This window comes from Caballeronia glathei, from assembly GCF_000698595.1.
In the GTDB taxonomy this organism is placed as follows: Bacteria; Pseudomonadota; Gammaproteobacteria; order Burkholderiales; family Burkholderiaceae; genus Caballeronia; species Caballeronia glathei.
Map to the genome: position 1 here is coordinate 35,510 of NZ_JFHC01000039.1, position 26,096 is coordinate 61,605.

Here is a 26,096-nt window from a genome sequence, read left to right on the forward strand (position 1 = left end):
GTCCTTTAAGGATCTTGTTAATGAACAAAATCGTAGTTTATAAGCCGCTGCCCGAGGAAACGATTGAGTACCTGCGTTCTCACGCCGATGTTGCAATCGTCGATCCGAAGCAGCCAAACGCGCTAATCGACGCGCTCAAGGACGCTGACGGCGCCATCGGAACCGGCGTGAAGATGAACGCGGAAACGCTCGCGGGCGCGACACGTCTGAAGGTGTTATCCACCGTATCGGTGGGATTCGATGCCTTCGATATCGACTATCTGAATCAACGCGGCATCTTGCTGACCAATACGCCGGATGTCCTTACGGAGTCGACCGCCGACACTGCGTTTTCGCTGGTCCTGCTCACGGCCCGGCGCCTCGCCGAACTCGATGCGTTCGTGAAGGCTGGAAAGTGGACCAAGAAAATCGGTGAGGATAAGTTTGGCGTGGATGTTCATCACAAGACGCTGGGTATCGTTGGACTGGGCCGTATCGGAACGTCGGTCGCCCGGCGCGCTGCCATGGGCTTCGAGATGAAGGTTCTGTACGTTGGCCACGGCGTCAACGAGCGCGCTGAACGCGAGTACGGAGCGAGAAAGGTGGAACTGGAGGAACTTCTCAGCACGTCCGACTTCGTGTTGTTACAGCCGCCCCTGACCGCGGAGACGCGCAACCTGATCGGCACGCCGCAACTGAAGGCGATGAAGCGCAGCGCGTTTTTGATCAATGCGTCGCGCGGGCAGATCGTCGACGAAGCGGCGCTCGTCGAGGCGCTCAAAGACGGCACCATTGCCGGCGCAGGGCTCGATGTCTATCTGGAAGAGCCGCTCTCGGTTGAGTCGCCGCTCCTGAAGATGAACAACGTGGTGACGTTGCCGCATATCGGCTCCGCCACACATGAGACGCGACGCGCAATGAACAAGAACGCTGCCGAGAACCTCATCAGCGCGCTGAACGGCACGTTAAAGTCAAATATGATCAATCCGGAAGTGTTGCATCGCTGATAGAACGTGCGCGCTGGGGCGAGATTGAAGGCCCCAGTTGCGTCGCGCCCTACAACGCCAACCCGACTACTTCGACAGGTTATTCACGATCTCGATCATCTTGTCCAAAATCGGATCGTTCTGCCTGCGTACCCATCCGAAGATAAAGCGAGTTGAATAGTCCAGGTTCGTCAGTGGGATGACCGTCAGGTCGCTCGGATATTGGAAGTTCTTGCCCATGACCGCCAATCCGATGCCCATGCCGACGGAAATAAGGTTGAGTTGCGAGGCGATCGTGCTCACCTCCTGGACGATGTTCGGCTCGAACCCGGCTGCCTGGCAGAACGCATGCAACTGCCCATAGCTCAGACTACTGCTGGACTTTGGATCGACTACGAACCCTTCGTCCGCGAGATCGGCGAGCGTAAGCGACTTCCTCCGCGCAAATCGATGGTCGTTTGAAACCGCGACACCCAGGTGGCCGGTCTGAATGCATAAGGAATCGAGAACGATGCCTTCGCGCTCGATGTTGATCTCAGTGCGCCGCTTGCCCGGATGCGGACTTGGCCCCAAGTGCATGAAGCCGGCATCGATCTTACCCGCTGCGAGAGCCTTAGGTTGTAGCGAGGTCGAGAGTTCGACCAGCGAAAGACTGATCTCCGGATACGTCTCGCGGAATTGCTTGACTGCGGCGCGAAAGATCGAATGCATCAGAGTCAGCGATCCGTATCCGATACGCAGCGTCCCTGTCATGCCATGTCCAACACGTTTGGTCAGGATGATCGCTTCGTTCAAATCGTCCATGACCCGCACGAGCTGGGGCAACAGCGTGCGCCCGGCCGCAGTGAGCTTTACCGTGTGCGCGAGCCGTTCGAAAAGTGGTGTTCCCAGTTCGCTTTCCAGGTCGGCGATGATCTGCGAGACGGCGGGTCGGGTGATGTGCAACCGCACGGCGGCCCGTCCAAAGTGCTCTTCTTCTGCGGCCGCAATGAAATATCGAAGATGCCGAAGTTCCATCTCTATTGTGTCTCCTTCATTTCGGCCGGTTAGAAGACTGGAGCTTCAACGGGCGCGGGCGTTGTCTCAGCATGACGCTCATGATTCTTCGTGTCGGTTAGCGCCGCTTACCACGGCACCATAATAGCTGACTTGACCCAACGTCTGTGCGATTTCAAACTTCTATCATCGTCGCTTTGGATGCGGCAGATGGCCAGGCGCTTCGGCGTCGACGTAGAGCAGGAGACAGCAGTGAGCCTTTCGGGAACATCGCTACGCACGCTCGTCGATAAGTGGTTTGGAGTGGCGAGCGGAATACGCGTCACGCAGTTCAGCCACGGTTGCAACGAGCAATACAGATTCGTGCGTGTTGAAGGCCCAGGGGACGACCGTCCCTTAGCGTTCATCTTCTTTCGTCACGCCGACGGGAGCTGGTGTGTCTTTCCGCCAGAGCGCAGGCGGCCTGCGATGAATCTCGGCGCTTGAGCGCGAATAGCGCTTGGTCCACGGGCCGCAATCAAGCCAAGCACACAATTCACAAGGTCACGCCCAAGCGAGACGTGGCCGACTAAATCAAACTGGAGATGCATATGCGATCGTACGAGAAATGCTATATCAACGGCGAATGGGTTTCTCCGCTTAGCCGTAGCGAATGGACCTTGGTGAACCCTGCTACCGAGGAACCGATCGCAAGTGTTACGTTGGCCGGCACGCAAGACGTCGATCTAGCGGTGAAGGCCGCGCGCGCTGCCCTAGCCTCGTTCAGCAGGACGTCGAAGGACGAGCGCATCGAACTCCTCGAAACCATCATCGACCGCTTCGTTCGGCGCGAGCACGAGCTCGCAGAAGTCGTCACGCTCGAACTGGGTACACCGATTTCGCAGAAGATTCATGTACCGGCCGCGCTCGGCTCTCTCAAGCAGGCACTTGCGACGCTTCGCGAGTACGAGTTCGAGTACCGCCTGGGGCCCAACACGGTTCGTCGCGAACCTATTGGCGTGTGCGGCCTGATCACCGCGTGGAACTGGCCTCTTCAGCTTCTCGCAACCAAGCTCGCCTATGCGCTGGCTGTCGGCTGCACGGTGGTTCTCAAGCCGAGCGAGTTCACTCCGTTGAGTGCGATCCATCTCACGGAAGTGCTTCACGAGGCGGGCGTCCCGAAGGGCGTCTTCAACCTCGTGCTTGGCGACGGCCCGATTGTAGGCAATGCTATTAGCAAGCACATGGACATCGACATGGTGTCGTTCACCGGGTCCACGAGAGCCGGCGTCTTGATCGCACAAGCGGCCGCGCCCTCCGTCAAGCGGGTTGCGCAGGAGCTAGGGGGAAAATCGGCGAACGTGATTCTCGACGATGCGGACTTACGCGCCGCGGCCAAATGGAACGTCACACGCGCATTTTCAAATTCCGGTCAGTCGTGCCATGCGCCTACACGCATCCTGGTCCAGGCCAGCCAAGAAGAGGAACTGTTGGCATTGCTTCAGGAAGAAGCGAAGGCAGTGAGAGTAGGGAACCCGCTCGACCCGCAGGTGACCATGGGCCCAGTCGTCAACGAGCTGCAATTCGAGCGAGTGCAAGACTACATCAGGATTGGCATCGAGGAGGGCGCTACGGTTCGCGTTGGCGGCGTCGGTCGTCCGGACGGACTTGAGCGCGGTTACTTTGTAAAACCCACCATATTCTCCAACGTGACGCCACAGATGCGCATCGCGCAAGAAGAAATCTTCGGTCCTGTGCTAGCCGTCATTTCTTATCGCACGGAGGAAGAAGCCATTGAGATCGCGAATGGGACGCCGTACGGGTTAGGCGCTTACGTGTTCTCATCCAATCGGGAGCGAGGTGGTTCCGTCGGTCGTCAACTTCAGGCGGGCCGTGTCTTTCTCAACGGTGCGACGAGCAACACCGAAGCGCCGATGGGCGGCTACAAGCGTTCCGGTAATGGACGAGAGATGGGTGTCTTCGGGCTCGAGGAGTATCTCGAGACCAAAGCCATGATCGGCTTCGACTGACGAGACGTGCGGTGCGCTAGATGCTAGGAACGCTACATGATGCAAAAATGGTCACGCCTCGTGGAGCGTCTTCCTGCATAGCTCAAATGGAAGGCGTTTCGCCACATCAGGTGCATCTTCATCATGCGGCCACTTGCGCGCCGTTCAGCGCTTCCAGAGCTTTGGCGAAGAAGTTGATCGTCCCAAAATTGCCAGACTTCAGAGCTAGTCCCAGCGGCTTGGCACTAATGGATTGCGTCGCCGGTATCCCAGGATCGATTTGCGGTCCAATGCGCAGCGAGCGGACGTCGAGCGCCTGAACCACTGCACCTGACGTTTCACCGCCTGCAACAACGAACTTGCGCACCCCCACTTCACGTAATTTGCACGCGATGGAGGCCAGCGCAGCTTCGACCAAATGCCCCGCCTTCTCAACGCCCAATTCCTTCTGCGCAAGCTTCACTTCGTCCGTCGACGTGGTGGCGTAGATCAGCACCGTTTCATCGTGTCCGCACACGAATTCGACAGCACGCTCGACCACCGGTTCGCCGCGAGACAGCGCGATCGGGTCGATGCGGAAGCTCGGCCGCGATGCACGCCACTCGGCCACCTGCGCATTAGTCGCCTTCGATGCGCTCCCGGCGAGCACGACCGAGCCGCCGTCGATGCGCGGAAGATCGGCGGCATCGCCCGCGTACACGAGCAGGTCCGCCGAGTGGAAGTTCTGCGGCAACCCGAGCGCTATTCCCGACCCGCCAGTAACCAATGAGAGGTCTCGGCATGCCCGGCCGATTGTGTACAGATCGGCATCCGAAAGTGCGTCGGCAATCGCCATCCGCGCGCCGTCCTCCTTCAACTCTTCGATGCGCGCACGCACGGCCTCTGCGCCTTTCGCGATGATGTCGTATCGAATGAGTCCGACTATGGACTTGGTCTGCCGCTGCAACACCCGTACGAGATTGGAGTCGGACATGGGCGTGAGCGCGTGATTCTCCATGCCCGATTCGTTCAGCAACACGTCGCCGACGAAAAGATTGCCGCGAAAGACCGTTCGGCCGTTCTCCGGAAACGCCGGGCAGGCGATGGCGAAGTCGCCCCTCAACGCATCGAGCAACGCATCCGCGACCGGGCCGATATTGCCTCGATTGGTAGAGTCGAACGTCGAGCAATACTTGAAGAAGAACTGCCGGCAGCCCTGTGCGCGCAACCACTCCAGCGCATCGAGCGATTGCCGCACGGCTTGTTTGCGAGGAATCGTGCGCGACTTTAGCGCGACGACGAGCGCATCGGCTTCGATTTTTACATCCGTATCCGGTACACCGATAGTTAGAACCGTGCGCATGCCGCCGCGCACCAGCATATTGACCAGATCGGTCGCGCCAGTGAAGTCGTCGGCGATGCAGCCGAGCAGTGCCTGCGCCATTGCTTCGCTCCCTCGGGGATTCCATTGCCCCGTATTGGTTGTTGGAATCAGTTGCGCGAACCGCTGTCCGCAGAGTTCATCGGAGAATCAATGGGAGCTTGATGCCGGCAACCCCGCATCGATCTCCCAGATCTTCGCCAACTCGTCGATACTCGCCGATTTGCCGAGTCGGTGGGACGCAGCATCCAGCGTGGACCGGACCATCGTTGCGATGAGCATCGGTGCCCCGTAACGCATGCCTAGCGCCGATGCTTTCCTCAAGTCGTTTGCGCAGTCGCCCACCGTTGCATCAGCCGTTTGCCCATTCGCGGCGAGAGCCGGAAGCACACGCGCGGACGCGCTGTTGTAACCCGAACTTTTGTTCAGGACGGTGGCCATATCTGCAACCGTGAGTCCGTTCTTGGCGCCCATGGCGGCGCACTCATAGGTGATGAGGCGGTTGCATGCCGCAACTGCCGCGACGACCAGACGCATGGCGTGCCCGCTCCCGGCATCGCCGCAGTGAATCACCTTCGGGCACACCGCTTCAAGAATCGGTCGCACAGAACCGAGCACGTCGGCCGGGCCACCAAAGAAAATCGCCGATGCGTCCGCAATCGCTTCAGTGTTCTCGGTGTGAAGAGGTGCATCGACAAGCGTGATGCCGATGTCGTTCAAGTTCTTCGAAAGCGACCGGCTATTGTCCGGGTCACCTTGCCCCAAGTCGATGACAACGGAGATGCCCTTCAGCCAGTCCGTGTCGCGAAACAGCGCCTCGCGCGCGTCATCGGCATCGGTGCATAGCACGACGACGTCTGCGCCCTTGGCCAGATCCACAACGCTCTTCGCTTGTTCGGCGCCCTCGCATTGCAGAGAGCCATTGTTTGTGTCGAAGATGCGAACCGAATGCGTCTTCGCCAACGCCCGCGCGACAAACGCGGCTATATCACCGCTTCCCGCCATTGCAATCGTAGTCACTTTGCCTCCTGGTTCGCGACATTCTTCTGCAAATCAGCGAACTTGGTATCGGCCATCGACTCGATGACGCCGATCATCTGTTCGAGTTGGGCGTCCTTGCCGAGCGAATTTAGGCCGATCTGCAGAAGCGAGCGCGCAGCGCCGCCTATGGGCATCGGGACTTTCTGCTCTGCGGCCAAACCGATCGCCTGATGGATGTCTTTCACTTGAAGCGCAAGCCAGAACTTGGTGGACTGACGCCCTTCCGCGATGGCAGGCAGCATGCCCTGCGAGGTGTAGTTACGAGCCGTCGTTGCGTTGATCGCCTCGGTCATGAGTTCGAGGGGCAGGCCGAACTTTCGCCCCATGGCCACGACCTCCAGAGTCGCCAGGCGGCAACTGACGTTCATCATATTGTTCACGGTCTTCATGGTCTGACCGTTACCCACGCGTTCGCCGCAATGGAAGACGTTCGGGCTGATCGCGTGCAGTACCGGCAGCGTCTTCTGAAACGCGTCGTGCGGGCCCGAGGCGATGATCGAAATGGTCCCGGCAATGGCCGTAGCCATCGCACCGGAGACAGGTGCGTCGAACAATGTGACGCCCATCTCTTCGAGTTGACGAGCGAACCCGTTGGTTTCTGCCGGCACGCCACTGGTTTGATCGACGACGATCTTTCCCGGCGCTAGCCCATCGGCCACTCCGTTAGCACCGAAGAGCACCGCCTGGACGTCCGAGCTCCTCGGCAAGCAAAGCAGCACGACGTCGCTGTTACGCGCGAGTTCCGCGGACGTTGCTGCCGCTGTGGCGCCCAGTTCGACGAAAGCACTCACAGTCTTCTCGTTCAAATCGAACACGCTCAACGGAAACTTGCCGATCAGATGACGCGCGAGCGCGCCACCCATGGCACCCAGCCCAATATAACCGATACGCATTTATTTCCTCCTGACTTTCATTGCTGATGACGTCCCCGGACGACGGCGCAGGAACAATGCGGCGCAAGGTGATGGTGCGCCACGGCACGTTGTGCGTCGAGTCGCATTTTCTCGGCGTGGTGGTAAGTGCGTCTTACCGCGTATGACCGGGACCGTTGCTACCGCTGCACGAATGGATTCGCTGGCGGCTTCTCGGAGGTAGACAGAAAGACGCTTTTGGTTTCGAGGAACTCATGAACCGCTTCGATTCCGTTCTCACGACCGATGCCCGACATCTTCATGCCGCCAAACGGCATCATGAAACTGTAGGCCCGGTATGTATTGACCCAGACGGTGCCGGCTTTGAGGGCCTTTGTCATGCGCATCGCTCGGCCGATGTTCCCTGTCCAGACGCCCGCGACCAGACCGTAAATCACGCTGTTCGCCAACGCCACGGCATGCTGCTCGTCATCGAACCCGATGATGGACAGCACCGGACCGAAGACTTCCTCCTGCGCAATGCGCATGTCGTTGGTGACGTTCGTGAAGATGGTCGGCTCGACGAACTGGCCGCCCTTCACACCGGGACCGGCCGCGGGCTTGCCGCCGAGAATGCAACGGGCGCCCTCGCGTCTTGCGATCTCGATGTAGTCAAGCACCTTCGCATATTGAGGAGGCGTTGCGATGGGCCCGACGTTCGTCTCCGGCTGCATCGGGTCGCCGAGCCTCACACCTCGCGCGAGAGCGAGCAGGCACTCAGTGAAACGCTCCTTGATCGAATTCTGCACGAGCAGCCGCGAACCGGCGATGCACATCTGGCCGGCAGCACCAAAGATGCCCGAGACGACGCCGACTGCGGCAGCATCGAGGTCCGCATCCTCGAAAACGATATTCGGCGACTTCCCGCCCAGCTCCATCGCGACGCGCTTCATGCCTCGGGCCGCAGTGTCGTAGATCCGCTTGCCTGTGATGTCCGAGCCGGTGAAGCTGATCTTTGCAACATCCTCGTGCTCGACGAGCGCAGCGCCAGCTTCGTTGCCAAAGCCCGTTACAACATTAAAGACGCCATCGGGCAGTCCGGCTTCTTTGGTGAGCGCAGCAAATTCCAGTGAACTCGCCGATGCAAATTCCGAAGGCTTGACGACGACCGTGCAGCCGGCGGCCAACGCGGGAGCGCATTTCAAAGACAGAAATTGCAGCGGCGAATTCCACGCGGTCAGCGCCGCGACGACGCCCACTGGCTCATGCATGGTGAAAGCGAAGACGTCGGCGTTCTCGACAGGCATGACCGCACCTTCGATCTTGTCAGCAAGCCCACCGTAGTAGTACCAGTATTCGGGAATGGTCATCAACTGACCCTGCATCTCCGTGAAGACTTTGCCGTTGTCCCGCGTTTCTGTTGCGGCAAGGTGCGCGGCATGCTGGACAATCAGGTCGCCTATGCGCCGCATCACCTTGCCGCGCTCGGTTGCCGTCATCCGGCTCCACGGGCTGTCGTCCAGCGCGCGCTTGGCGGCTTTTACGGCGCGGGCCGAATCTTCAGCCGTCCCGCGAGGGATCCTTGCCCAAGGCTCTCCGGTGTAGGGATTCACTGTGTCGATCCACTCGCCTTTCGTGGGATCCTCGTGCTTCCCATTGATCCACAGCTGATATGTCTTCACGCACCTGTCTCCATGATCCCGCGAACGCATCGAACCTAGGCGTCGACTTGTCGGTCAGAGGCCTGCTGTCTGCCCGCCGTCGACCACGACTGCATGACCGATCGCGAAACCCGCTACATCAGAACACAGCCAGAGGACCGTATTGGCGATCTCCTCCGGGCGGCCAAGGCGGCCAATGGGCTCTTGCGCGATCATCCGCTTGCGGTTCTTTTCGGTGCCTTGCGTGAAGCGGCCGATCATCGGCGTATCGATGATGCCCGGACACACAGCGTTGATGCGCACGCCATCTTTCCCGTACTCGAGCGCTGCCGACTTTGTGAGACCAATGACGCCGTGCTTGGACGCACAGTAAGCGCCTTGACCACGGATGCCAACCACGCCTGCGCCAGACGATGTATTGACAATCGAACCGCCGCCGTTTTTGAGCATGATGGGGATCTGGTACTTCATGCAGTAAAAGACGCCGCCGAGATTCACGCGCAGGATGCGTTCGAACGCTTCGTCGGGAATCTCGGCCGTGTAGGCGAGCGCCTGCTCGATGCCTGCGTTATTGAACGCGAAGTCGAGCCGGCCGAATTTATCGATGGTTGCGGCGAGCGCCGCTTGCACGTCGTCGGGCTTCGAGACATCGCATTTCACCGCCAGCGCGCGAACCCCCTCCGCTTCGATCATCCGGACAGTCTCCTGTGCGCCTTCTTCCGAGAGATCGACCACCACCACATCCGCGCCTTCCTGCGCGAAAGCCAGGGCAGTTGCCTGCCCGATGCCGTTTGCCGCGCCGGTCACGAAAGCCACTTTCCCTTCATAGTTCCACTTGCGATGAGTCGTCATTGCTTCATATCTCCGTTTTGAATATGGCGCTGCGCGGCTGTCGCGCTTGCAGTTGTTCATCCGATCCGAGGTACACGCAACAATAGAGTGTATTTCCCTCTCGGCCGCCTAGCGTGCATGACACGGCGTTACCCTCGAACCGTATGCGGTCCGTGATCTCGCCGCCTTCCACTACACGAACGAACTCGCCGGTGTTATAGCAACCCGCCCAGATGGCGCCGTGCTTGTCTGCACAGATCCCATCGGGCTGTCTGCCCTTGAGGTTCGCGAAGAGACGCCTGTTGGATAGCCTGCCGTCATTCGCTCTGTCGTACGCAGTCAGCCTGCCGCACCAGGTCTCGGCGACCACGAGCGTGCGGCCGTCGTCCTTGATCACGGCTCCATTGGGGAATTCCAGTCCCTCGGCTGCGACGCGAATGGAACCGTCAGGCTCGACGGCGTGCATATCGGTCGGTCGTATCGGCGCTCCGCCGAACAGGTCGTAGCCGAAATTCCCGACATAAACGCGGCCGGCATCATCGACGACGAGATCGTTGAGGTCACCACTCGCTATATCGCTCAGGTCCGCATAAACCGAAAGGGCGCCGTCCGACACCCTCATCAGTTTCCTTTGCGCGCATGACACGACAATGGGCGTCTTGTCCGGCAGAAAGCCGATTCCCGCCGGGCGTCCCGGTACATCACAAACGACGCTGCGCGTACCGTCTTCAGCGACGACATAAAGCTTGGAATCGAAAACGTCTGAGACCCAAAGGCGATTGTCAAACCAGCGTGGCGCCTCCAGGAAGATGAAGCCGTCGGCCACAAGCGTCGCCTGATGCTCTTTCATGGATATGCTCTTGTAATGGAAATGACGCGGTGAGGTGTCTCCTTTCGAATCAGGTTATTGCCTCGTTGCCTGTCAGGTCCAGTTCGTTTTTGTTCGCTCGACGGTAAGCAAGGCTGAAGGCCCACCTTGAACCGGTTATTTCCCTTTCTTCAGCACATGAATCTTGTTGCTCTCAACCCAGCCTTCAGTCTTCGTCAGGTAAGCCTTGACATGCGGCGATATGCAATGCGCGTTGAAAGTTTCCAGGCTTTCCCATCGTTCGATAAAGACGAAGCAGCGCGGCTCCTGCATATCGCGGTACATCTCGTACTGAAGCACGCCGTCTTCTTCGTGAACGGGCGCGAGCAAGCCTTCGAGCGCGTCGGCCAACTTCTCCTCGTGGCCCGGCTTTGCAAAAGAGATGGCAATCGCGGATACCTCGGACATGGTGCTCTCCTGTCGACATGGAAAAAGGAAAGGCGAGGATATACGCGAGCTTCGGAGAACAAAAGCGCGCTCTTGCGATAGGTCAGCCTAAATCGCGACACCGCAGGCAATCAGGTGAGGCCGCAGACTAGGTGTTTCCCTTAGGAAGCGCGGGCTTTGAATGATCGGCCACCCTAATGCCGACAGGCGAAAGGCGCTGTGGCGGGCGTCTGCGGACGGTCTGCATGCCGACCGAAGATCAGTTCAGCAATGCTTACCCTCAACGCCAGAAAAACCAACTAGACCTAACCGTCAACTGGGAAATAACCTTCATCAAACAGCAACGCCCACTTATGAACCAGCAGTTGGACGGCATGGAAATCTACGACTACATCATCATCGGAGCGGGATCGGCGGGCTGCGCGCTTGCACGTGGCCTGAGCGATAACCCAGAGAACAAGGTCTTGCTTCTGGAAGCCGGGCCTCCCGCCGACAGGTTCTGGGTGAACACACCGGCCGGCATGGCGAAGCTGTACTTCCATAAAGAGCTCAACTGGAATTACCACACCGATTCGATGCCGGCGCTTTACAACCGAAAGATGTATTGGCCGCGCGGTAAGACACTGGGGGGCTCGAGTTCCATCAACGGAATGATCTTTATTCGTGGACATCGTAAAGACTTCGACAGTTGGCGCGACCTGGGAAATCAGGGGTGGGGCTACGACGATCTCCTGACGTACTTCAAACAGATGGAGCACAACGAGCGCGGCGCGAACGACTATCGCGGCGCAGGCGGACCACTGTGGGTCAGCGATCCCGTATTGAAGGTCCGCAGCTCACATGATTTTATCGAGGCCACGGCGCGTTTGGGCGTTCCTCCCACGGAGGACTTCAACGGTGCAGTGCACGACGGCGTCGGCTTCATGCAGCACACCATTCGCGGAGGACGACGCTACTCCGCCTATACGGCGTTCGTGGAACCCGTGCGTCACCGGCGCAACCTGACGGTGCTGACCGAGGCCGCTGTGCAACGTATCGTGTTGACGGGCAATGTGGCGACGGGTGTCGAAGTCGTTGTTAAGGGAGAGCGTAGAACCTTCGATGCAGCGAAGGAAGTGATTCTGTCGGCCGGATCGCTCAACTCGCCGCAGATACTCATGCTGTCAGGCATCGGGCCGGACGAAGAGTTGCAAAGACACGGCATCAAAATGCTCGTGAACGTACCGGGCGTGGGGCTCAATCTGCAAGACCACTTTTATGTGCATGGAAGCTATCGCTCGACGCCGGATAGTTCCTACAACCTCGAATTGGGCGGCTTCCGGAAGTATCTCGAAGGCGCACGCTATCTGCTGACGCGCAAAGACTATCTGGCGCTCGGCTCCTCGCAAGTCGGCGCCTTCGTGAAGAGCCGTCCCGAAGAAGCGTATGCGGACTTGCAGATCAGCTTCCGGCCGATGACCTTCACCTACCATCCTGGCGGCCAGTGCGAAGTGGATCGTCAGCCAGGCATGGGCGTATCGGTGTACCTGCTGCGTCCGCGCGCCACTGGGACCGTGACCTTGCGCTCTTCGAAGCCTGACGATCCCGCCGTGTTCAAGCCCAACTTCCTGAGCAACGACGACGACAACAGGGCGATGATCGCGGGCGTGAAGATGATTCGTCGAATCATGTCGACGGCGCCGATCGCATCGCGCGTCATCGAAGAAGAGATTCCGGGTCCGATGGTCGAGACGGACGAGCAGATTCTTCAATGGATGGCGATGACCGGCAACTCCGCACACCATCAGGCGGGCACCTGCAAGATGGGCCGGGACCGCCTCGCTGTCGTGGATGAGCGCCTGCGCGTGAGAGGGGTCGAGCGCTTGAGGGTGGCGGATGCATCGATCATGCCGCATCTCACGTCGGGTAACACGAACGCGCCCTCCATCATGATCGGCGTGAAGGCGGCCGACATGATTGCGAAGGACGCTTCATCTCGTCGAGACATTCGCGAGATCGAGAGAGTGTCTGCGGTCTGAACCAGCTAAGCAAAAGGAATTTCTTCAATGTCAACCGCAAGTCTTCAAAGCGATCAAAGCAAGGTGCAAACTCAGTATCCGCGCGTCGGCCTGTTCATCGATGGCGAGTGGATCTACGACCGCGAAACAGCGGTCGAAGTAAGAAACCCGGCCACAGAAGAAGTACTGGGGCAGGTGCCGAAGGCGACAGGCGACGATCTCTCGCGTGCCCTTGACGCAGCCGCACGCGGATTCCCAATCTGGCGCGACACACCGCCCCAGCAACGCGTCAAGATCATCCAGAAAGCAGCGGCTTTGATGCGCGAGCGGCTCGAGCTCATCGCCACGACGATCACGCTAGAAAACGGCAAGCTCTATTCCGATGCCTACGCGGAAGCCGACCGTTCGATGAACTTTTTCGAATGGAATGCGGCGCAGTCGTTGCGCGACTACGGGTTGATCGTGCCCGGCGAATCGCAGATGCAGAAGTTCATCTTGCGACAACCTATCGGACCGGTGGCTGCATTCACGCCGTGGAACGTGCCGATCAGTTCGGCCGCCCGCAAGGTAAGTGCGGCATTGTCAGCGGGATGCTCGGTCATTCTGAAAGCCGCCGAGGAAACGCCCGCTACCGCATGTCTCTTGGTGAAGGCCTTTGAAGAGGCGGGTTTGCCGCCCGGCGTGCTGAATCTCGTATTCGGCAATCCGGCGGAAATATCGTCGGCGCTCATTGCTTCGCCGGTCATTCGGCTGGTTACTTTCACGGGCTCGGTGCAGGTCGGCAAGCACCTCACGCAACTCGCCGCGGCGGCTATGAAGCCCGTCTTGATGGAACTCGGCGGTCACGCTCCGGTACTGGTCTGCGAGGGTGTGAATGGTGCAGCAGTCGGACGCCTCGCGGCGCGCGGCAAGACGAACGCGAGCGGACAGATCTGCGCGTCGCCATCACGGTTCATCGTTCACAGCAGCGTGTATCACGACTTCGTCGCCGCTTTCGCCGATGCGGTGAAGGATGTCCGCGTCGGCGACGGCTTCAGCAAGACCGCGCAGATGGGGCCGGTGGCAAGCGCACGGCGGCTGACGGCCATGCAATCGCTCGTGGCGGACGCCCGGCAACGCGGAGCGCGCGTGGCTGCCGGAGGCGAGCGCATTGGCGAACGAGGTTACTTCTTCGCGCCGACCGTTCTCGCAGACGTCCCGAACGACGCCGACGCAATGACGATAGAGCCGTTCGGCCCGCTCGCCGCATGCGTGCGCGTGGACGATCTGGGCGAGGCCATCGCGCTCGCCAACAGCCTATCGGTCGGGCTGGCCGCGTATGCCTTTACCAACTCGTTGGAGGACGCCGAGCGTATCGGCCGCGAGCTGGAGTGCGGGGTACTCTCCATCAACCATTTCGGCACGCCGGACGCCGACACGCCTTTTGGGGGTGTCAAAGACAGCGGTATCGGACGTGAAGGCGGCCCATCAACGCTCGACGCCTATATGGTCACGAAGACAGTGCTGCAAAAGACAGTGCGCATGTAAGAAAAGCTCAATACAAGAAGACCCGTTCAGAAACGAGCGCAAACGTTGGACCAAATAAAACATATTGGAGACAAACGATGGGCACGTTTCAGAGGCGTCTTTTGAGCGCAGGCGCGGCGAGCCTATTGCTAGCCGCTGGTGTTGCAGGCGCGAAGCAAGTCACGGTTGGGTATGTCGCTGCGGGATTGCAGTATCCATTCAATGTGGCTGTCGCGAAGGGATTCGAAGAAGCGGCCAAGGCAGCGGGTGCGAAGGCTATCATCCTCGACCCGAAGACGAGCGTCGAGAAGCAAGGCAACGCAATCGACGACCTCATCTCGCAGAAAGTCGACGGCATCGCTTTTTTGCCACTGGATGGTGTCGTCGCGCAAGCCTGGGCGGATCGCGTGGCGGCGCACGACATTCCGCTCGTCTCGGTGGCGACCGAGCTGGGCGATCCGCAGAAGCGTTTCATTCACGACGTCTATCCGAAGCTCGCCGCGCTGGTCGCGAGCGACGAGGTGCATACGGGCTATAACGCCGGGGAGATTGCGGCGAAGCTGCTGCCGAAGGGACGCGTCGCGAACATCGCGATCGTGGAAGGCGCGCCGGGTTATCCGCAAGTCTGGCAGCGTACGAAAGGCTTCAAGGATGCGCTGGACAAGGCCGGAGCGAAGTATCGCGTTGTCGCGTCCCAGCCGACCGACTGGACCGCCGAGAAGGGCGAAGCGGTCTGTCAGAACATCCTGACCGCTCACCCCGATGTCGATCTCTTCTACAACCAGGCCGACGACATGGTCGTTGGCTGCGCACGCGCTGTACGCGCGGCCGGTTCCAATGCAAAGCTCGTTGGCTGGGGCGGCTCGCGGCTGGGCATTACGGCGATCAAGGAGGGTGAAGTGGATGGGACAGTCTGCGTCCAGCCGGAGCAGATGGGCCAGCAGGCGTTCAAGGCGCTTTACGCGGCCGTGACGAATCCCGGCACACCGAAGGGCAAGTTCATCGAAATCGCTACGCCCGGCGTCACTAAAGAAAACGTATCCAGTTGGGTGCCTCAGTGGTAAGCGCAGCCCACAACGCGATCCAAGTAACGAAAGCAGCAAAACAACATAACAAACCGACGGAGACACACATGAAGAATCAATTCAGGAAAGTGGGCGTGATTTGCCTGGCGAGCGCGTTGGCGGTCATGGCGGACGTCGCTCTGGCGAAGGAAATCACGCTCGGCTACGTTGCCGCGGGCATGCAGTACCCGTTCAACGTTGCGGCGGCAAAAGGCTTCGAAGCGGCGGCGAAGGCGGCCGGCGTCAAGACGATCGTCCTGGATGCGAAAACCAGTGTCGAGCGCCAGGGGAATTCGATCGATGACCTCATCGCGCAAAAGGTCGATGGCATCGCCGTCCTGCCGATCGACGCCGTGGTCGCGCAGGCCTGGGTCGATCGGGCCGCGTCCCACAACATACCGATCGTGGCCGTGGCGACGCAGGTCGGTGATCCGCAGAAGCATCCTGTGAAGGATGTTTATCCGAAGCTGACCGCGCTGGTCGCGAGCGACGAAGTGCATGCCGGATACAACGCCGGGCAAATCGCCGTGACGCTGCTCCCGAAGGGACGCACCGCGAATATCGCAATCGTCGAGGGTGCGCCCGGTTATCCGACCGTATGGCAGACCACTCAGGGTTTCAAGGAAGCGCTCGACAAGGCGGGGATCAAGTATCGCATCGTCGCCTCGCAGCCTACCGACTGGACGCCCGAGAAAGGCGAGTCGGTCTGCCAGAACATGCTGACGGCGCACCCGGACATCGATTTGTTCTTCAATCAGGCCGATGACATGGTAATCGGCTGCGCTCGCGCTGTGCGTTCCGCAGGCTCGCACGCCAAGCTGATCGGGCGCGGTGGATCGCGTCTTGGCATCAACGCGATCAAGGTCGGCGACGTCGATGGAACCGTGTGCATCCAGCCCGGAAAGATGGGGCAGCTTGCGTTCAAGGCGCTGTACGCAGCGGTGACGAACCCCGGCGCGCCGAAGGCACAGTTCGTCGATGTCGACACGCCTCAGGTCACCAAGGCGAGCCTCGCGCAATGCGTGCCCGAGTGGTAAGCGCGAGCGACGACACCGACGTGGCAGGAGAGAGACAAATGGCAAACGAAGTCCCGCTGTTGCAGCTTGAGGGTGTGACGAAGACATTCCCGAACGGGTTGACCGCGCTTCGCGGAGTCAATCTGGAAGTGTCGCGCGGCACGGTGCACGGGTTGCTGGGCGCAAACGGCGCCGGCAAATCGACGCTCATCAAGATTCTCTCCGGATCGCTTCCCGCCACCGGCGGACGAATCGTCTGGAAGGGCACCGCGGTCGAATATTCGAGTCCGAAAGCCGCGAACGACATGGGCATTGCGACCATCCACCAGCACATTCCGCTCGTGCCGACACTCTCGGTGCTCGAGAACGTGTTCCTGGGCGAAGAGGGCCGGTGGCGACGAAACACGAAGATACGGCAGCGGTTCTCGGAATTGTGCGAGCGCGTCGGATACTGGCTCGAACCGGACGGTCTCGTAAGCGATCTGTCCATCGGACAGCGCCAGATGGTCGCGATTTTGCAAGCGCTTGGCACGGGCGCCGAAATGATCGTGATGGACGAGCCGACGGCGTCCCTTGCCGCGAGTGAACGTGAGGTGGTTTACCGCATCGTGCGGCACCTTTCCAAAGTCGAGAAGAAGGCAATCGTGTTCGTCTCGCATTTTCTCGATGAAGTGATCGCGCTCACGGACCGAGTGACGATTCTGAGAGATGGGCAGGCGGTCGTGGACGCGCAGACGCGTGATCTCGACGAATCGCGTATCGCTGAAGCGATCGTCGGCCGGCAGATCATCGCGCTCGAACAGGCGACGCCGCGGCCTGTCGATGCCGCGGCCCCGGTGCTGCTGGAACTGAAGGGCCTCGCGTCTCGCGACAAGCTCGAACCGCTCTCCTTGAGCGTCAGGGCGGGCGAAGTCGTGGGCATTGCCGGGCTCCTCGGCTCGGGTCGTAGCGAGCTGCTGCATGCGATCTTCGGCGCGGACCCAGACGCTACGGGAGAAGTGCGCGTTGAAGGCCGGCTGCTCGGCCAGTCGACGGCGGCCGCAGTGAAGGCGGGACTGGCTCTCGTGCCGGAGGACCGTATGGCGCAGGGTCTCGTGCCCGGCTTCGAAATTTGGCGCAACACGACGCTCCCCGCGCTCGATGGTGTATCGCGCGGAGGCTGGTTGCCGGACCGGGCGCAAGAGCAGCAGCGAGGCGCTGAGGCGATCCGGCGTTTGTCGATCAAGGCGAACTCGCCGGACATTCTCGTGACCGAACTGAGCGGTGGGAACGCGCAGAAAGTGACCATCGCGAAGTGGTTGTTCAGCGATGTAAAAGTATTCCTGCTGGACGAGCCGACCGCCGGGATCGACATCGGTGCGAAGACCGACATCCTGTTGCTCGTGCGGGAACTGGCGGCCGCGGGAAAGGCGGTGATCGTCGTATCGTCGGAGTTCGAGGAAATTCTGGCGGTGAGCAGTCGAGTCCTGGTCATGCGTGATGGCCGCTGCATCGCCGAGCGCCTAGGCCACGAAACGTCCGAGCACGAACTGATTCTGCTGTCAGGCGGCACGAGTGCAAACTCGGCGAGCACGCCACATGCAGCCGCGCAATCTTCAAAGAGCGAGTAATGATGAACCTCACGACTTCCACCCATTCCGGCCCGTCTCACGGCGGCAACAGTTCTTCGGGCGGCCCAACCGAGGGCGTGGCCGCGACGACGCAGACACAGGCGACGGACTGGCGGCGTTTACTCGGTCTGCGCGAGATGGGCGTCTACTACGCCCTCATCTTGCTGGTACTGGTTATCTCTGCCGTCACGGTTTATACCGGCAGGCCCAGTTACCTCAGCGTGGCGAATATCTCCAACGTTCTTTATCAGGCGTCGCTGGTTGCGATCATCGCGGTTGCAATGACGGTGATTCTGATCACCGGCAACTTCGATCTTTCAGTCGCATCCGTGGCCGCGCTTTCGGCCGCAGTGGTCGTCGGGCTCGCGGATACCGTCGGGTTCTGGCCGGCTGCGCTCATCGCGATGCTTGTGTCGGTTTTGGCCGGCCTGTTGAATGGCGCGATCGTCCAGTATCTCGGCATTAACGCGTTCATCGTGACGCTGGGCACATTGACCGCGATTCGCGGAGTGGTCCAGATCTATACCGATGGCCGCTCGTTATCCGTGGACACGCCCGAGGCGTTGCAGGCGATGCGGCTCTTTGAGTCAGGCCGACTGCCCATAGCCGTTCCGCTCATCGTCATCGGCGCGACGCTGCTGTTGGCGGGATGCTATTTCCTGGTTCGCGCGCGCCGCGAATCGCGCAATGTCCCGGTGACGTCGTTCGGCATGCTGGCAGGCGGAGTCTGCTGCCTCGCTCTCGTCGGGGCCGGTGGGATGTCGCTCGCCATGCCGAAGCCCGTCGTGTATATGGCAGTTTTCACGTTGATCGTCTGGTTCGTTCTGAGCATGACGAACGTTGGCCGGCGGGTCTACGCGGTAGGCGGCAATCCCGAGGCAGCGCGTCTATCGGGCATCAACGTGAAGCGGTACAAGATGGCAGGCTTCATTCTCTGTAGCGCGGCGGCCGGCTTCGGCGGAATTCTGTTCGGCAGCCGTCTGGGCGCAGTCAATCCGACTGCGATGCAAGGCGCGGAATTGACTGTCATCGCTTCGGCGATTCTTGGCGGCACGTCACTGTTTGGCGGCGCAGGCTCCGTAATCAAGACGCTTGCGGGCGCGCTGCTGCTCTTCACCCTGACAAACGGATTCAACATACTGAATCTGGGCGCGAACTATCAGGGCGTCATCGAGGGAACGGTGGTCGTGACGGCAGCGGCCATCTATACGGTCGGCGGTACGCGGCGTCGCAAGCGGTAAGCCGTGTCTGCACACGTTGTGGATTGCACGTTGCGTCGGGAGCCGTTGATGCTGACTGATCGTTTCATCGGTTCCGATGCGCTGACGGTTGCCGACCGGGAGATCATTTCGCAAGGGTTGACCGCGCTCTTGCGGGAACGGTCAGTGGCCTACGAGATCGCAGTGGACGTCGCGCTTTCTCGCGGCCTCGCCCGACCGGATGTGCGCGATTTTGGCCTGCCCGACATACTCCGTCTCAGCCGAATAATCTAGCAGAACCCATTGTTGAGCGCGTTTGTTGATAGTGCGCTTCTGGAGAAGAAAGGTGACAAAGCAAAGCTCGATCCGGACGCTCTCGGCCGGCTCCATCGGCAACTTCGGCGAAATCTACGACTTCGCGGTGTTCGGGTTCTCCGTTCCGATTCTGTCGGCTCATTTCTTCCCCGGCAGCGATCGCACCGCCGCGCTACTCAGTACGTTCGCCGTCTATGCGGTTGCATTCTTCGCACGGCCGCTCGGCGGACTGTTGTTCGGCGTCATGGCGGACAAGGTCGGCCGTGTGAAAGTCATGGCGATGACCGTCTGGTTGATGGCGCTCGGCACCGCCGTAATCGGGCTCTTGCCCACGTATGCGAGCATCGGCATTGCAGCGCCCGCGCTGCTGGTCTTTTGCCGCATTGCTCAAGGTCTCGCACTCGGTGGCGAGACGACGGGCACAACCAGCTTCATCCTCGAATCGGCGCCGGATGACCGTAGAGGCGGCTGGATCGGTCTGACCTTGATTTTTTCGCATCTGCCCAACGCGTTGGTGGCGGGACTCTTGATCGGCCTTCAGTTCGCCGCCGGTGTAAGCGCGTATGCCGATTGGGTCTGGCGCGTTCCATTTCTGGCGGGCGGGCTTATTGGCATCGTCGGGTTCTGGCTGCGGCGCAATCTCGACGAACCGGACGAATACAAACAGGCGACTCGCAGAACCGATTCGAAGAATCCGCTGCGCACCGCAATCCGCACAGGCGGCCTCAGGGGAATGCTGAATGTGGCGATGATTCAGCCCATACAGACCGTCGGATCCTACTTGCTGCTGGGATTCATGTACACGTTCCTGGTTCGGGTGGCGAAGCTCGACCCGACATCGGCGCTCATCACGAACGCGGCGGCCATCGTTGTACTGTCGTTCATGATTCCGCTCGGAGGCGTATTAAGCGACCGGCTCGGGCGCAAGCCCGTCCTGTCCTTCGGCGCTGCCTGGCTCGCTTTCACGGCTTACCCCGGCGTGTATCTTGCCGCGACCGGAACGATTACCGGCGCGCTTGTCGGTCAGCTGCTGCTGGCAGTGGGGGCTGTATGGAGGCGCCTGCTTCGTTGCCGCGCCCGAATTCTTCCCGACCGCCTTTCGAGCGACCGGCCACGCGATCTCCTATCAAGCCGCGGTGGCGGTCTTCGGCGGAACGACGCCGTTCATCGGAACACTGCTCGTTCAGGCGTTCGGCTCGCCGCTCGCGCCCGCTTATTACGTGGCGTTGATCGCTGTCGCTTGTCTGATCCTCGTTCAGTTCGTGCCGGAGACGAGAGGCGTGAGTTTGCGCACCGCGGCCAACGCGACGCCAAGCGAGGGCGCTTCGCGCGTCGCACATGAACTGAGATAAGGTCAGGCCGGCTCATCCAGACGATAAGTCCTAATGGCGTTCTCGCGAAAAATCTTGCGCCGGTCAGGCGACAAGTGCAGCGTGGCGCGGTCGACGTTATCGACCCATTGCCCGTAGCTTGCCGCGAGTTCGAGCACTGGCCAATCCCCGCCGAAAAGCACGCGATCCACGCCGAAGCAGTCGATCGTGTGACTGATGAGCGGTCGCACCTGGTCCCCGGTCCATGTCGCATGATCCGCCTGCGTCATAAGCCGGAGATCTTGCAGGCGACGTTAGGCAGCAACGATAGCTCCCGCAGAGGCCCGCGCCATGAACCGAGGCGATTCTCCTTCACCTCGGGCTTGCCCATAGGTCCAGCACAAACGACACCGAGGCATCGTCTCACCATCTCGATCGTATGTTCGAACTGACGTGGATCGATGCAGAGTCATGCGCCAAGTCTGCCTTTCCCAATCATCGACTCGCGATGTGTCTCCTGCGGCCGAGGGCTGCCGTGAACATCTGATTGCGTGGCTCTCGGGAAAGGATCACCTCGGCTTGTGAGGACGCGTACACGTGTTTTCCCCCGAAAAAGTCGGTCTCGCGCCAAGGTACGTTGTTTCAATTCCTCAATCGATTACGCGTTCGATGGTGGCGTTGAACGACGTCGCCTTTAGAAGCGCATCCATCCCCGACACAATGTTTCCTAGATTGACGAGCGATTTCGAGTAGCCAAAGTCCTTGTAAAACAGCGCAAGATTGCCCCACGGCGCATAGTAGGCAACCGTGCCTACGGACGGATCAAAGCCCGCCGGTGCGTCTTGCGTCGCTAGCTTTCGCGGGGGATAGGCAATCTTCTCGGTGGCGTGATAGTCCTCGAAGTTGAGCGTCAAAGGCAGTTGTGCGACAAGGTCGCGGCTGCTCGGGTTGTCCTTCAGATCTGCGATGATCGTTTGGCCATCGAACTTGATCGATATTTTTATGATTCGCTCCTGAGTTAGAACCTTCGATGGGACGCCCGGCGGACGGCTTGCTGGCTGCGCCGATGCGGAGCTAGACACTGCCGGCGGTGTGCAACACAAGAAACAAAAGATCGCGGCGATCCGTCGTCTAGCGCTGCGCGACGCACTCACGCGATTCCCATCAGGATTTTGTCGAGCGTAATTGGATATTCGCGCACGCGGACACCGGTAGCGTTGTAAAGCGCATTGGCGATCGCTGCCCCCACGCCGCAGATGCCGAGTTCACCCACGCCCTTCGCCTTCATCGGTGAGGAGGTCGGGTCTGCTTCGTCGAGAAACACCACTTCCTGATGCGGAATGTCGGCATGGACAGGCACCTCATAAGCAGCCAAATCGTGGTTGATGAACATGCCGTAGCGCTTGTCGACCACGAGGTCTTCCATAAGCGCTGCGCCCACGCCCATCGTCATCGCACCGATGACCTGACTTCTGGCAGCCTTAGGATTAAGAATTCTCCCCGCTGCGCAGACGGCAAGCATGCGACGCACACGAATCTCGGCGGTGGCCGCATCGACGCCGACCTCGACGAAGTGCGCGCCGAAGGTCGATTGTTGAAAACGCATTGCCAGATCGCCGTATTCCATTGTGTCTTCGACGACAATTTCCCCGGTAGATGCTGCTTCGGCAAGCCGCACATTGCGCCCGCCGGAACGCACGCGTTCATCCGCAAAGACGACATCCGTGCCGTGCATTTCGAGCCTGGTGGCAACTGCATTGCGTAGCTTCATGCAGGCAGCATAGACGCCGGCGGTTGAGCTGTTGGCGCCCCACTGGCCACCCGAGCCCGAAGAGACGGGAAACGTGGAGTCGCCCAGGCGTACAGAAATCTTGTCGAGTGGCAGCCCCATCATCTCCGCCGCCGTCTGCGCAATGATGGTGTACGTCCCGGTGCCGATGTCGGTCATGTCGGTTTCGACCGTCACGAACCCTCGGCGATCGAGCCTCACTCGTGCCCCCGACTTCATCGAAATGTTGTTTCTGAACGCCGAGGCGGTGCCGATGCCGACCAACCAGCGACCGTCGCGTGCTTGCCCGGGACGGGGCTTACGCTTCTCCCAGCCAAACTTTTGGGCACCCACGCGGAAGCATTCAATGAGCTGACGCTGCGAGAAGGGCCGTTGGGGCTGTTCCGGATCGACCTGGGTGTCATTGATTTTGCGGAACTCGATCGGGTCGATCTTAAGTTGTTCCGCCATCTCGTCCATCGCGACTTCAAGGGCCATCAGGCCCGGCGCTTCGCCAGGCGCGCGCATCGCGTTGCCCTCGGGTAAATGCAGGGTAGCAAGACGCATCGCCGTCATGCGGTTTGCCCCCGCATAAATGAGGCGCGTCTGACCGACGGCGGTCTCGGGTTGCCCATTTGGTTGGTCACCGGACCAGCTTTCATGCGCGATGGCCGTGATCTTTCCGTTCGCGTCTGCGCCGATGCGGATGCGCTGGATGGTCGCCGGTCGATGTGTCGTGTTGTTAAACATGAGCGGGCGCGTAAGCGCGACCTTTACAGGACGGCCCGCGGCTTTTGCGCCAAGCGCGGCCAGCAGCGCGTCGCTGCGCACGAAGAGCTTGCCGCCGAATCCTCCGCCAATGTATGGCGAAATCAGGCGCACGTTCTCGCGGGGAATGCCGAGCGTCTTGGCGACGTCGCCTGCCCCCCACGCAATCATCTGGTTCGAAGTCCACAGCGTCAATTTGTCGCCGGTCCATGCCGCGATAGACGCGTGCGGTTCCATCATCGCGTGGCTTTGATCGGGCGTGGTGTAGGTTGCATCAAGGCGCATCGAAGCCTCGGCGAACGCGCCATCGAAATCTCCCGTGCGCGTCGCCGGTTCGCCCCAGTAACCGGTCCCAGCCATGTTGGCTGTGTCTTTCGCTGCGGAGAGATCGTAGCTTCCGCCCTCGGCGACATAGTCGATGCGTATCTTCTGGGCCGCGTCGCGAGCCTGTTCGAAGGTGTTTGCCACGACCAGTGCGACCGCCTGGTGATAGTGATCGATTTGCGGCCCACCTAGCAGCTTGACCGTGTTGAAGTCGCCCTTCGTCAGAGTACCGGCATTTCCGGCCGTGACGATCGCAACCACCCCAGGTGCCGCCTTCGCGGCTGTGAGGTTCATCGACGTGATGCGTCCGCGCGCGATCGCGGCGCCCACAACGAAGCCATAGGCAGGATCGCGTCTCGAGTCGTGCCATTCGTATGCATAGGTCGCGGTGCCGGTCACCTTGTGACGTCCGTCGATGCGGTCTGTCGCATGACCGATGTGTTTTAGGCGGTCGATCGGATTATCGGTGGCGGGGGTATCGAACTTCATTGGCTCACCTCCTTCGCTTCGATCAGTACCGCGTCGAGCGTGCGCTCTGCCAGCATTACCTTGTACCCGTTCTCGCGTGTCGGCTTGGCGTCGGCCATGAGACGTGACATCAAAGCGCGCGCGCCATTCGGAAGTTCGGCTTCAGCCGCTTCGATGCGCCAGGGCATCGGCGCCACGCCGCCTAGCGCAACGCGGCCCGTGCCATCTTTGCGCACGATTGCGGCGACCGAAACCAGCGCAAACGCATACGAAGCGCGGTCACGAACCTTGTGATAGATGTGCGTGCCGCCAATGGGCTTCGGCAGCGTGACACTCGTGATCAGCTCTGCGGGTTCCAGCGCGTTCTCCAGATGCGGCGTCTTGCCGGGAAGCCGGTAGAAATCGGCGATGGGTATGTTTCTCACCGTACCATCCGCGCGAACGGTGTTGATGGTCGCGTCGAGTGCTCGCATTGCAACCGCCATGTCGCCGGGATAGGTCGCGATACAGGCATTACTGCCGCCGATTACGGCCAGAGACCGGCTGCTTCCTTGAAGTGCCGCACAGCCGCTGCCAGGCGTGCGCTTATTGCAGGGGAGGTTCGTGTCGTAGAAGTAGGGGCAACGCGTGCGCTGAAGCAAATTGCCTGCAGTCGTCGCCTTGTTCCTCAATTGACCGGACGCACCGGCAAGTAATGCCCGAGACAGCAGGGGATAGTCGCGTCGCACGGCTTGGTTCGCCGCGAGATCCGTATTGCGCACGAGCGCGCCGACTTGCAGTCCGCCCTCCGGCGTAGTCTCGATTTGATCGAAGCCGAGCCCGTTGATATCGATCAGATGAACCGGCGTCTCGATCTGCAGCTTCATTAGATCGAGAAGATTCGTGCCCCCAGCGATGAACCTCGCGCCCGGCGTCTGCTGTGCAGCGCTGGCGGCTGCGGCAGGCGTCGAGGGACGCTCGTAGGTGAACGGTTTCATGCTTGGCTCCCCGCGATTTCGGTCATCGCTTCTGCGATATTGGAATAGGCCCCGCAGCGGCAGATATTGCCGCTCATGCGCTCGCGTATTTCCATGTTGGTCGGACGGGGATTTGCGAGCAAATCCGTACTGACGTGACTCGGCACGCCGGCCTTGATTTCATCGAGCACGGCGACTGCCGAGCAGATCTGCCCAGGCGTACAGTAGCCGCACTGGAAGCCGTCGTGCTTTACAAACGCCGCCTGCATCGGATGGAGCTTCGCCGGTGTGCCAAGGCCTTCGATGGTGGTGACCTGACTGCCCTGATGCATCACCGCAAGCGTGAGACACGAGTTGATGCGCCGTCCGTCGACGATTACGGTGCACGCGCCGCATTGTCCATGGTCGCAGCCCTTCTTCGTGCCAGTCAGATGCAGCTGTTCACGCAGCGCATCGAGCAGCGTCGTGCGTATGTCCAACGAAAGCTCGTGTCGCATGCCATTCACTTGCAGCGTGACCTTGGATGCTGGCACGTTGGCGACACCCGGCGCGGGCGTTTCGGCAGCGACACTAGGCATCGACAACGAACCGCCCGCGAGCGTGGCAGTGCTCGTTCCGGCCAGTTTTAGAAGATTTCTCCGGGTGATCTTCGGACCGTCGCCGTCGGCGTCGCAATTTGCGGCGACGCAGCCGACGTTAGCCTGCTTAATACTAGCGTTCATATTCTCGCTCCTGGAAACGCGCGCACGGCGGCGAGCATGCTCAATCCTCCAACTATAGGGGCACTAAGCCGGCCCATTCATGATCCGTATTCATAAGCTCGATGGGTTTTCAGGGCTTAATCCCA

23 protein-coding genes and 1 pseudogene are annotated in these 26,096 nt (G+C 60.3%); 11 read left to right on the forward strand and 13 right to left on the reverse strand.

Going from position 1 to position 26,096, the window contains the following annotated elements; genetic code table 11:
• Positions 1 to 20: 20 nt before the first annotated feature.
• Complete coding sequence (locus tag BG61_RS22880) at positions 21 to 986, forward strand: 2-hydroxyacid dehydrogenase (protein ID WP_035942082.1); 966 nt, start codon at positions 21 to 23, stop codon at positions 984 to 986.
• 66 nt (positions 987 to 1,052) lie between these two features.
• Here BG61_RS22880 and BG61_RS22885 read toward each other — a convergent pair whose 3' ends face one another.
• Positions 1,053 to 1,982: a LysR substrate-binding domain-containing protein gene (locus BG61_RS22885; RefSeq protein ID WP_035942086.1), complete on the reverse strand. Its 930-nt coding sequence runs from the start codon at positions 1,980 to 1,982 to the stop codon at positions 1,053 to 1,055.
• 569 nt (positions 1,983 to 2,551) lie between these two features.
• Between BG61_RS22885 and BG61_RS22895 the strand changes: the two genes are divergently transcribed.
• A complete protein-coding gene (locus tag BG61_RS22895) occupies positions 2,552 to 3,970 on the forward strand; it encodes an aldehyde dehydrogenase family protein (RefSeq protein WP_035942087.1) in 1,419 nt (472 codons plus the stop codon).
• A gap of 121 nt (positions 3,971 to 4,091) precedes the next feature.
• Here the strand turns inward: BG61_RS22895 and otnK are convergent, their stop codons facing one another.
• The 7 genes from otnK to BG61_RS22930 all read right to left on the reverse strand — a co-directional run bounded on the left by otnK (position 4,092) and on the right by BG61_RS22930 (position 10,969).
• Entirely contained in the window at positions 4,092 to 5,372 is a 1,281-nt protein-coding gene (otnK, locus tag BG61_RS22900) for a 3-oxo-tetronate kinase (protein WP_035942089.1), read from the reverse strand.
• Between the two features lie 87 nt (positions 5,373 to 5,459).
• On the reverse strand, positions 5,460 to 6,329 hold the full coding sequence (locus BG61_RS22905; RefSeq protein ID WP_035942093.1) for an NAD(P)-dependent oxidoreductase: 870 nt from the start codon (positions 6,327 to 6,329) through the stop codon (positions 5,460 to 5,462).
• Complete coding sequence (locus tag BG61_RS22910; protein WP_051672724.1) at positions 6,326 to 7,243, reverse strand: NAD(P)-dependent oxidoreductase; 918 nt, start codon at positions 7,241 to 7,243, stop codon at positions 6,326 to 6,328. The genes BG61_RS22905 and BG61_RS22910 overlap by 4 nt, the downstream gene beginning before the upstream one ends.
• A 158-nt stretch (positions 7,244 to 7,401) precedes the next feature.
• Entirely contained in the window at positions 7,402 to 8,883 is a 1,482-nt protein-coding gene (locus BG61_RS22915; RefSeq protein WP_035942097.1) for an aldehyde dehydrogenase, read from the reverse strand.
• Positions 8,884 to 8,937: 54 nt separating this feature from the next.
• Positions 8,938 to 9,714, reverse strand: a complete 777-nt coding sequence (locus BG61_RS22920; protein ID WP_035942099.1) for an SDR family oxidoreductase — start codon at positions 9,712 to 9,714, stop codon at positions 8,938 to 8,940.
• A 4-nt stretch (positions 9,715 to 9,718) separates the two neighbouring features.
• Positions 9,719 to 10,543 carry an SMP-30/gluconolactonase/LRE family protein gene (locus BG61_RS22925; protein ID WP_035942104.1) on the reverse strand — a complete coding sequence of 275 codons (825 nt, stop codon included), beginning with the start codon at positions 10,541 to 10,543 and terminating at the stop codon, positions 9,719 to 9,721.
• Positions 10,544 to 10,678: 135 nt separating this feature from the next.
• Positions 10,679 to 10,969: a putative quinol monooxygenase gene (locus BG61_RS22930; RefSeq protein ID WP_035942109.1), complete on the reverse strand. Its 291-nt coding sequence runs from the start codon at positions 10,967 to 10,969 to the stop codon at positions 10,679 to 10,681.
• Between the two features lie 353 nt (positions 10,970 to 11,322).
• Between BG61_RS22930 and BG61_RS22935 the strand changes: the two genes are divergently transcribed.
• The 9 genes and pseudogenes from BG61_RS22935 (at position 11,323) to BG61_RS44080 (ending at position 21,007) form a co-directional block, all read left to right on the forward strand.
• Entirely contained in the window at positions 11,323 to 12,966 is a 1,644-nt protein-coding gene (locus BG61_RS22935; protein WP_035942212.1) for a GMC family oxidoreductase, read from the forward strand.
• Positions 12,967 to 12,993: 27 nt separating this feature from the next.
• Entirely contained in the window at positions 12,994 to 14,472 is a 1,479-nt protein-coding gene (locus tag BG61_RS22940) for an NAD-dependent succinate-semialdehyde dehydrogenase (protein WP_035942117.1), read from the forward strand.
• Between the two features lie 77 nt (positions 14,473 to 14,549).
• Positions 14,550 to 15,515 (forward strand): sugar ABC transporter substrate-binding protein, encoded by a 966-nt coding sequence (locus BG61_RS22945; protein ID WP_035942119.1) that lies wholly within the window; start codon positions 14,550 to 14,552, stop codon positions 15,513 to 15,515.
• 68 nt (positions 15,516 to 15,583) lie between these two features.
• Positions 15,584 to 16,552: a sugar ABC transporter substrate-binding protein gene (locus tag BG61_RS22950; RefSeq protein ID WP_035942125.1), complete on the forward strand. Its 969-nt coding sequence runs from the start codon at positions 15,584 to 15,586 to the stop codon at positions 16,550 to 16,552.
• Positions 16,553 to 16,590: 38 nt separating this feature from the next.
• On the forward strand, positions 16,591 to 18,141 hold the full coding sequence (locus BG61_RS22955) for a sugar ABC transporter ATP-binding protein (protein ID WP_035942127.1): 1,551 nt from the start codon (positions 16,591 to 16,593) through the stop codon (positions 18,139 to 18,141).
• Entirely contained in the window at positions 18,141 to 19,382 is a 1,242-nt protein-coding gene (locus tag BG61_RS22960; protein WP_233469222.1) for an ABC transporter permease, read from the forward strand. The genes BG61_RS22955 and BG61_RS22960 overlap by 1 nt, the downstream gene beginning before the upstream one ends.
• Positions 19,383 to 19,430: 48 nt before the next feature.
• The gene (locus BG61_RS22965; protein ID WP_035942134.1) at positions 19,431 to 19,634 is read left to right on the forward strand and encodes a hypothetical protein; all 204 of its coding nucleotides are present in this window, start codon (positions 19,431 to 19,433) and stop codon (positions 19,632 to 19,634) included.
• A 127-nt stretch (positions 19,635 to 19,761) separates the two neighbouring features.
• Positions 19,762 to 20,640, forward strand: a pseudogene (locus BG61_RS22970) (MFS transporter); the annotation flags it as partial.
• Positions 20,641 to 20,671: 31 nt separating this feature from the next.
• On the forward strand, positions 20,672 to 21,007 hold the full coding sequence (locus tag BG61_RS44080) for an MFS transporter (RefSeq protein ID WP_233469224.1): 336 nt from the start codon (positions 20,672 to 20,674) through the stop codon (positions 21,005 to 21,007).
• A gap of 2 nt (positions 21,008 to 21,009) precedes the next feature.
• Here BG61_RS44080 and BG61_RS44085 read toward each other — a convergent pair whose 3' ends face one another.
• The 5 genes from BG61_RS44085 to paoA all read right to left on the reverse strand — a co-directional run bounded on the left by BG61_RS44085 (position 21,010) and on the right by paoA (position 25,971).
• On the reverse strand, positions 21,010 to 21,255 hold the full coding sequence (locus BG61_RS44085; protein WP_051672725.1) for an amidohydrolase family protein: 246 nt from the start codon (positions 21,253 to 21,255) through the stop codon (positions 21,010 to 21,012).
• Between the two features lie 360 nt (positions 21,256 to 21,615).
• Positions 21,616 to 22,047: a cyclophilin-like fold protein gene (locus BG61_RS22980; protein ID WP_233469221.1), complete on the reverse strand. Its 432-nt coding sequence runs from the start codon at positions 22,045 to 22,047 to the stop codon at positions 21,616 to 21,618.
• A 68-nt stretch (positions 22,048 to 22,115) separates the two neighbouring features.
• A complete protein-coding gene (gene paoC, locus BG61_RS22985; protein WP_035942137.1) occupies positions 22,116 to 24,314 on the reverse strand; it encodes an aldehyde oxidoreductase molybdenum-binding subunit PaoC in 2,199 nt (732 codons plus the stop codon).
• Positions 24,311 to 25,270 carry an FAD binding domain-containing protein gene (locus BG61_RS22990; RefSeq protein WP_035942141.1) on the reverse strand — a complete coding sequence of 320 codons (960 nt, stop codon included), beginning with the start codon at positions 25,268 to 25,270 and terminating at the stop codon, positions 24,311 to 24,313. The genes paoC and BG61_RS22990 overlap by 4 nt, the downstream gene beginning before the upstream one ends.
• Entirely contained in the window at positions 25,267 to 25,971 is a 705-nt protein-coding gene (gene paoA, locus BG61_RS22995) for an aldehyde dehydrogenase iron-sulfur subunit PaoA (RefSeq protein ID WP_081868157.1), read from the reverse strand. The genes BG61_RS22990 and paoA overlap by 4 nt, the downstream gene beginning before the upstream one ends.
• Between the last annotated feature and the right edge of the window lie 125 nt (positions 25,972 to 26,096).

Excerpts from the sequence above, each read along its gene's own strand:
- BG61_RS22965 (WP_035942134.1), top strand. The coding sequence starts at position 19,431 with ATGCTGACTGATCGTTTCATCGGTTCCGATGCGCTGACGGTTGCCGAC.
- BG61_RS44085 (WP_051672725.1), bottom strand. The coding sequence starts at position 21,255 with ATGACGCAGGCGGATCATGCGACATGGACCGGGGACCAGGTGCGACCG.
- BG61_RS22880 (WP_035942082.1), top strand. The coding sequence starts at position 21 with ATGAACAAAATCGTAGTTTATAAGCCGCTGCCCGAGGAAACGATTGAG.
- BG61_RS22930 (WP_035942109.1), bottom strand. The coding sequence starts at position 10,969 with ATGTCCGAGGTATCCGCGATTGCCATCTCTTTTGCAAAGCCGGGCCAC.
- BG61_RS22955 (WP_035942127.1), top strand. The coding sequence starts at position 16,591 with ATGGCAAACGAAGTCCCGCTGTTGCAGCTTGAGGGTGTGACGAAGACA.
- BG61_RS22910 (WP_051672724.1), bottom strand. The coding sequence starts at position 7,243 with ATGCGTATCGGTTATATTGGGCTGGGTGCCATGGGTGGCGCGCTCGCG.
- paoA (WP_081868157.1), bottom strand. The coding sequence starts at position 25,971 with ATGAACGCTAGTATTAAGCAGGCTAACGTCGGCTGCGTCGCCGCAAAT.
- BG61_RS22920 (WP_035942099.1), bottom strand. The coding sequence starts at position 9,714 with ATGACGACTCATCGCAAGTGGAACTATGAAGGGAAAGTGGCTTTCGTG.
- BG61_RS22935 (WP_035942212.1), top strand. The coding sequence starts at position 11,323 with ATGGAAATCTACGACTACATCATCATCGGAGCGGGATCGGCGGGCTGC.
- BG61_RS22885 (WP_035942086.1), bottom strand. The coding sequence starts at position 1,982 with ATGGAACTTCGGCATCTTCGATATTTCATTGCGGCCGCAGAAGAAGAG.
- BG61_RS22950 (WP_035942125.1), top strand. The coding sequence starts at position 15,584 with ATGAAGAATCAATTCAGGAAAGTGGGCGTGATTTGCCTGGCGAGCGCG.
- BG61_RS22990 (WP_035942141.1), bottom strand. The coding sequence starts at position 25,270 with ATGAAACCGTTCACCTACGAGCGTCCCTCGACGCCTGCCGCAGCCGCC.
- paoC (WP_035942137.1), bottom strand. The coding sequence starts at position 24,314 with ATGAAGTTCGATACCCCCGCCACCGATAATCCGATCGACCGCCTAAAA.
- BG61_RS22895 (WP_035942087.1), top strand. The coding sequence starts at position 2,552 with ATGCGATCGTACGAGAAATGCTATATCAACGGCGAATGGGTTTCTCCG.
- BG61_RS22945 (WP_035942119.1), top strand. The coding sequence starts at position 14,550 with ATGGGCACGTTTCAGAGGCGTCTTTTGAGCGCAGGCGCGGCGAGCCTA.
- otnK (WP_035942089.1), bottom strand. The coding sequence starts at position 5,372 with ATGGCGCAGGCACTGCTCGGCTGCATCGCCGACGACTTCACTGGCGCG.
- BG61_RS22940 (WP_035942117.1), top strand. The coding sequence starts at position 12,994 with ATGTCAACCGCAAGTCTTCAAAGCGATCAAAGCAAGGTGCAAACTCAG.
- BG61_RS22960 (WP_233469222.1), top strand. The coding sequence starts at position 18,141 with ATGATGAACCTCACGACTTCCACCCATTCCGGCCCGTCTCACGGCGGC.
- BG61_RS22925 (WP_035942104.1), bottom strand. The coding sequence starts at position 10,543 with ATGAAAGAGCATCAGGCGACGCTTGTGGCCGACGGCTTCATCTTCCTG.